Below are 6128 nucleotides of genomic sequence, written 5' to 3'. Positions count from 1 at the left end.
GCGCACCAGCACGCGGGTGATCATGCCCTTGAGATCGAACATGTAGCGCACGTTGCTGCGCACTTCGTTCATCAGCTCGCGGATGATCGTGGGCGCCTGGGCCCGTACGCGCCGCTTGATCTGGCTGCGCACCACCAGCGGCAGCGCCTCCCACAGGGTGGGATGGTGCCGATACATCACCGTATCGGTGATTTCATCGGTCAGCTCGATCATCGGGGCTTCGAGTTCGTCGGCGACGCGCGCCGGATCCAGCCGGCTGAATATCTCGTCTTCGGTAATCAACGACTCGGTGATGGTATCCACCGAAATACCGGTCATCTTCGAGGCTTTGCGGGGCACGATGCCCTGCCAGCCGAGCCACGGTTTATACGCACCGATGAACTCGACGGGATAGAACATCATCTTGATCGCCACGACGTTGGTCACGTAGCCGACCACGGCGCTTATCACCGGCATGGAAATATATTTCCAGGTCTCGACACTCAGATAGAGAAAACTGCCGTCCATGCATCGGTGTGGCGCCCATCGCAGGACCGGCGCCATGCTCCTCGAACTTGTCGTCGTTATTTATGATGCGCTCAACCCGAGCGGCGTATCGTCGCCGTTGTCATCGGGCGATGTCGATCATAGCAGCCGCACACCTTCGCACCGCCTGCCTCGACACACAAATCGCAAAACGACGGGTCAGCCGGCGATGCCGGCCTCGGGCGCACCCCGCAGGCGCGCGTTGATACGCGCGAGTTCGTCAAAATTCAGTACCCCCGCCGCCGCGCGCAGGCGCAGGCGTGCCAGCGCATGGTCGTACCAGGCCTGCTTGCGATCGGCGCGTCGCTGCACGAGCGCGATCTGCGCATCGATCACGTCGAGCACCGTTCGATTGCCGAGCCGATAACCCGCCTGAGCCGCCTCGAGCGCGGTCTGGCCCGAGGCAATGGCCCGATCGAGCGCGTTCAGGCGGCGCTTCGTGGCCTGAACGTTGCGGTAGGCGTTGTTGATATCGATAAGCAGCTGGCGCCGTGCCGAGATTACGTCCAGGCGCGCCTGTTCGGCGTTGTATTCGGCTTCGGAAACCGCTGCCCGCGTGGAGCCGCCAGCGAATAGCGGCATTTCCAGCTCGACGCCGACCGAACGGGTTTCGTCTACCAGATTGGCCTGACCGCCGGCGCCGAGCGGGAACAACTGCTCCTGGCGCCCAACGCGCCCGACCAGATTGACGGTCGGCAAATGGCCGCCGCGTTCGGCGCCGATCTGTTCGCGGGCCGCACGCCAAGCGGCTTCCGAGGCCGCCACCTGGGGCGAACGTTCCAGCGCCACGGCAAGCCACGCCTCGCGATCGCGCGCGCTGTCGTCGCGGCCCGGCGCGGGCATGGCTTCGTCGACCTCGATACCGGACAACGCCTGCGGCGCGCGACCGGTCAACGAGATCAGCGCGTCGCGCGCGCTGGCCAGCTGGTTCTCTGCATCGATGGAATCGACCAGGGCACTGTCGAGGCTGGACTGTGCCTCCTGCTGGTCGGTGATCGGGTCCAGGCCGGCATCATAGGCGGCCTGGGCCCGGTCGAGCTGGTTTTGAATCGAGCGCTGCTGCTCGCGCGCGGAATTCAACGCGTCGCGCGCGGCCAGCACGTCGAAATACGCCTCGGCCACCCGCACGATCAGCGTCTGCTCCGCGTTGGACAACGCCAGCACCGCCTGATCGCGGCGCGCATTCGCCGCATCCTTGTTCTGCCAGGCCGTCCAGTTGAACAGCGGCTGGGTCAGATTGAGCGAATAGCCTTTCTGATCGGAGGTCGTCGGCCCGTCGTTGCCGCCAAAGAAGCCGCCCCCGCCGGCAAAGCCGGTATCGCCGCCTTCGGGCGACTCGAAGGTCTGCTCCTGTTCGACGCGCGTGTAGCTGGCGCTAGCCGACAGCGACGGCAGCAGCTGACCACGGGCCTGACGATAGCGTGCATCGGCCGCGCCGGACTCGGCGCGCGCGGTGAGCAGTTCGGTATCGTTGCGCAGAGCCTGATCGTAGGTATCGAGCAGGTTCTGCGCGGCGTGGGCCGACAGCCCCCCGGCCATGGCCAGCAGCGCGATACCCATCGCCGGCGCGCGATAGCGGCGATTGCCTGCTCTCATGCAGCCTCTCCACGACGTTTCGAAAAGCGCGCACCCACGCGGGCGCCCAGCACCAGCATGCAGGGGGTGAGCACGAGCGTAAGCAGCGTCGAAAACATCAGCCCGCCTACGATGGCCGTGGCCAGCTGGGTCCACCACTGGGTCGACGGCGCGCCGAAGGTGATCGACCGGCCGACGATGTCGATATTCATCTGCAATACCATGGGCAGCAGGCCAAGAATCGTGGTCACCGTAGTCAACACCACCGGCCGGAGACGCTCGGCGCCGGTCTGGATCACCGCATCCCAGGCATTCAGGCCCGCGCTGCGGTTCACGTTGTAGGTGTCGATCAGCACGATGTTGTTGTTGACCACGATACCCGCCAGCGCGATGACGCCGATACCGCTCATCACCACCCCGAACGGCTGGCCGGCGATCAACAGGCCCAACAGCACGCCGACCGTGGAAAACATCACCGCCGACAAGATCAGAAACGACTGGTAAAAACTGTTGAACTGGGTCAGCAGAATCACGCCGATGAGTGCGACCGCCACGCCGAACGCCTTGGACAGAAAAGCCTCTGCGTCGCGCAGGTCCTCGTCCTCGCCCTTGAAGGCGATATCGACACGGGGATTGAGTTCGGCTGCCTCGACGTGATCGCCGATCCAGGCGCGCAACGCGTTGAGCTGGTCGGCGACGAGCGCGCCCGGCGCCACGCCGGATTCGATCGTGACCGTGCGCTGGCCACCGGTACGCTCGATATTCTCTACCTTGGGCGCGGCCACGCGGGTGACGAAATTGGACACCGGCACCTGCCCGCTCTCGGTTTGCAAACGCAGGTTGTCCAGCGAATCCAGATTGCGCGAATCCTCCGGGAAGCGCACGCGGATATCGATTTCGTCGCTGGCGTCGTCGGGCCGGTATTCGCCGACCTTGACGCCCTGGGTGACCAGCTGGATCGCCTGGCCGATGGTGGCCACGTTGGCGCCGTAGCGGCTGGCCTCGGCCCGGTCGACATCCATGCGCCATTCCAGCCCCTGGCTCGAACGCGTGTCCTGAATATCGGTAAAACCGCCTACCTCGGCCATGCCGCGGCGTACGAAATCGGCGGCCTTGTCGAGGGCGGGCATGTCCGGCCCGGAAATCTGCAGCTCTACCGGCTTGGCCTGGGTCGGGCCCTGGGCCTGTTCCTGAACCTCGGTACGAATCCCGGGAATGCCGGCAATACGCGCGCGCACATCGGCCATGATGTCGCCGGCCGGCCTGCGCACCCCCCAGGGCTCGAACTCGAGCTGAATCTGGCCGATCACGTCGTCGGCCGTACCCTGGCGAAACGATTCCTGGCCGGCGCCGGTACGCGTATAAACCGACGCAAACCCGGGCATGGCCAGGACCCGATCCTCGACCTGGCGCACGAGCCGATCGGCCTCGGCGATCGATTGCTGGCCGCGGGCGTGAATCTGAATCACGGCATTGTCGGGTGAGATATCGGGAAAGAACTCCACGCCCTTGCCGAGCTGGCCATAGGCCAGGATCGCGGCAAAGAACAGTACCACCGCGCCGATGGCGGTCTTGCCCGCGTGGCGGGCAAAAAACGACAGCGTGGCGACATAGGCCCCGGTCGCGCCCCTCAGTTTCTGGCCCGGCTGCCATACCGCCTCGGCGCCGCCCGGCGCGGAACCGCCGATCACCGCGCCCAGGGTGGGCACGAAGATCAACGCCATCAAAAGCGAGGCGCTCAAGACCGCGATCAGGGTGATCGGCATATAGCGCATGAACTCGCCGACCACCCCCGGCCATAACAGCAGCGGCGCGAACGCGGCCAGGGTGGTCGCGGTGGAGGAAATGATTGGCCAGGCCATGCGCTGGGCCGCGTGCATATAGGCCGACATGCGGCTCTCGCCTTCGGCCAGGAAGCGGTCGGCGAGCTCGACCACCACGATCGCCCCGTCCACCAGCAGGCCGAGCGCGAGAATGAGCGCGAACAGCACCACGATGTTCACCGAAAGCCCCATCGCCGCCAGGGTGAGAATACCCAGCAGAAACGAGCCGGGGATCGATACGCCCACGAGGGTGCCGGCACGCAGGCCGAGAATGCCCACGATCACGATCATCACCAGCAGAATGCCGCTGATCACGTTGTTCTGCAGATCGCCCAGCAGACGCGTGACGTCTTTGGATTCGTCCTGTGAAAAGTTCACCTGGATCGCATCCGGCCAACCCTGCTGCATGCGCTCGATCGCCGCACGTACCGCCTGATTGGTATCGATGATGTTCGCACCGATGCGCTTGGTGATTTCGAGCGCCAGCGTGGGCTGGCCGTTGAGCCGGGCAAAGCTCTCGCGGTCGGCGAAGGCGCGGCGTACGCTGGCCACGTCGCCCACGGTCACCACCTGGTCGTCCGCGCGTTTGACCGCGGTATTGCGCAGCGCATCGAGGTTGTCGATCACCCCCGGCACCTTGATCGAAAAGCGTCCGCTGCCGGATTCGAGCGCGCCGGCCGGCACCAGCTGGTTGTTCTGCTGGACCGAATCGAAAACCTCCTGCAACGACAGCCCGTAGGTTTCGAGCTTGAGGGGATCGATATTGATCTCGATCTGCTCTTCGCGGTCGCCGGCGATATCGGCCTCGAGCACGCCGGGGATGGACTCGACCTCGTCCTGTACGTCCTCGGCGAGCGAAACCAGCACCCGTTCGGACACATCGCCGTACAGATTGACCACCAGCACCGGGAACAGGGCCACGTTGACCTCGTTGACGGTGGGTTCCTCGGTGTCGCCGGGTAGATCGGCCTTGGCGATGTCCACCTGGTTGCGCACATCGTCGAGCGCGTCGTCGGGGTCGAAGCCGGCCTCGAATTCGAGGATAACGCTGGCATGCCCTTCCGAGGCGGTGGCGCTCATTTCCTTTAAGCCTTCGATGGAACGCAGCTCCTGTTCCATGGGCTTGACCAGCAGACGCTCGGCGTCCTCCGGCGAAATGCCTTCATGCGCCATCGACACATAGATGGTCGGAATGGTGATATCCGGCGAGGATTCCTTGGGAATATCGCGATAGGCGATGCCGCCTGCGATCAGGATCACGAGCAGGCCGAGCACCACCGTGCGCGGCCGTGAGAACGCCGCCGCAATCAGCGCATTCATGATCGCGTGGCGGCGTCGTTCGTGGCTGGCTGCGCCTCGTCGTTCGGCGCTGCGGCATCGGCCGCCGCGGCATCGGCGTCATCGACGATCTGCACGGCATCACCCGCGCGCACGAAGCCCTGGCCGGTGGTGATCAGGCGCACGCTCTCCGGCAGCCCGGCCAGCCAGAGCCGGTCGTCGCTGCTCTTGACGATATCGGCGCCGTGAAAGGCCACGCGGCCGTCTTCGTCGATCGTCTTGATACCCATCTCGCCGGCTTCGTCGAGGGTGAGCAAGTCGGCCGCCACTTCGTGCGCCTCGACCTGTTCGAGCGGCAGAATGAGCTTTGCCGAAGCGCCGGCCACAAGCCGGCCGCCGGGATTATCCACTTCCAGTTCCACCGGATAGGTCCGTGTGGCCTCGTCGGCTTCGGTGGCCACATAGCGCACCGTGCCCTCGACCATGCGGCCGTCGATCAGGCGCGCCCGGCCCGGCTGGCCCGGCTCGACGAAGGCGACGTCCTTTTCGGCCAGATCGCCGCGAACCACGAACGGATTTTGCTGGATAACGCGGGCTATCTCGTCGCCCACGGCAACATAATCGCCCACTTCCACCGGCCGTGTTTCCAGCACGCCGGCAAACGGCGCCCGCACGACGGTGTTATCGATATCCTGCTGAATATTGGCCAGCTGGGCCTGGGCGGCTTCCAGATCGGATTTGGCCTGGGCCAGATCGGTTCGGGTCTGATACCCCTTTTCCGACATCTTGCGTACGGCTTCGTACTGCAGCCGGCGCTGTTTTACCACCGCACGGGCTTCGTTGCGCGACGCCCCGCGATCGTCGAGGGCGATACGTGTGAGCACTTCGTCGGCTTCGACTCGGGCGCCGCGCCGGGCGCTGATCGAG

3 protein-coding genes and 1 pseudogene are annotated in these 6128 nt (G+C 65.1%); all 4 read right to left on the bottom strand.

The window, feature by feature from the left end:
• A pseudogene (locus ABNU97_RS16820) lies at positions 1-507 on the bottom strand (DUF445 domain-containing protein); the annotation flags it as partial.
• A 177-nt stretch (positions 508-684) separates the two neighbouring features.
• Positions 685-2121 carry a TolC family outer membrane protein gene (locus ABNU97_RS16815; RefSeq protein WP_348767820.1) on the bottom strand — a complete coding sequence of 479 codons (1437 nt, stop codon included), beginning with the start codon at positions 2119-2121 and terminating at the stop codon, positions 685-687.
• The gene (locus ABNU97_RS16810; RefSeq protein WP_348767819.1) at positions 2118-5243 is read right to left on the bottom strand and encodes an efflux RND transporter permease subunit; all 3126 of its coding nucleotides are present in this window, start codon (positions 5241-5243) and stop codon (positions 2118-2120) included. Before ABNU97_RS16810 ends, ABNU97_RS16815 begins: the two co-directional genes overlap by 4 nt.
• On the bottom strand, positions 5240-6128 hold an 889-nt coding region (locus ABNU97_RS16805; protein WP_348767818.1), incomplete at its 5' end, for an efflux RND transporter periplasmic adaptor subunit. The genes ABNU97_RS16810 and ABNU97_RS16805, both read right to left, overlap by 4 nt.

This window comes from uncultured Salinisphaera sp., assembly GCF_964012375.1.
Lineage (GTDB): Bacteria > Pseudomonadota > Gammaproteobacteria > Nevskiales > Salinisphaeraceae > Salinisphaera.
The sequence above is the reverse complement of the archived record's forward strand: the minus strand, read 5'-3'. Positions and strand labels throughout refer to the sequence as shown.

Bases quoted from the DNA above. Each gene is read 5' to 3' on its own strand.
- ABNU97_RS16815 (WP_348767820.1), bottom strand. From the start codon at position 2,121: ATGAGAGCAGGCAATCGCCGCTATCGCGCGCCGGCGATGGGTATCGCG.
- ABNU97_RS16810 (WP_348767819.1), bottom strand. From the start codon at position 5,243: ATGAATGCGCTGATTGCGGCGGCGTTCTCACGGCCGCGCACGGTGGTG.